Here is a 581-nt window from a genome sequence, read left to right as displayed (position 1 = left end):
GTGCGCGAGTTCTTCGGTTCCTCGCAGCTGTCGCAGTTCATGGACCAGACCAACCCGCTGTCGGAGATCACCCACAAGCGCCGTCTCTCGGCGCTTGGACCCGGTGGTCTGACCCGCGAGCGCGCCGGTTTCGAGGTGCGCGACGTGCACCCGACGCATTACGGCCGCATCTGCCCGATCGAGACGCCGGAAGGCCCGAATATCGGTCTGATCAACTCGCTGGCCACCTTCGCGCGCGTCAACAAGTACGGCTTCATCGAGAGCCCGTACCGCAAGATCGTCAACGGCAAGCTGACCAATGAGGTCGTCTATCTGTCGGCGATGGAAGAGGCCAAGCACCACGTCGCGCAGGCCAATGCCGAGCTCGACAAGAATGGTGGTTTCGTCGACGAATTCGTCATTTGCCGCAACGCCGGCGAAGTGATGATGGCGCCGCGCGAAAACGTCGATCTGATGGACGTGTCGCCGAAGCAGATGGTGTCGGTGGCAGCGGCCCTGATCCCGTTCCTCGAGAATGACGACGCCAACCGCGCTCTGATGGGCTCGAACATGCAGCGGCAGGCCGCGCCGCTGGTGCGCGC

1 pseudogene is annotated in these 581 nt (G+C 63.5%); it reads left to right on the top strand.

Annotated elements, in window-relative coordinates:
* Positions 1-581: pseudogene (locus tag EOA86_RS37600) on the top strand (DNA-directed RNA polymerase subunit beta); the annotation flags it as partial.

It is taken from the genome of Mesorhizobium sp. M5C.F.Ca.IN.020.32.2.1 (assembly GCF_004023105.1).
GTDB classification, from domain to species: Bacteria; Pseudomonadota; Alphaproteobacteria; order Rhizobiales; family Rhizobiaceae; genus Mesorhizobium; species Mesorhizobium wenxiniae.
This window is presented reverse-complemented; position numbering and strand designations above follow the sequence as displayed.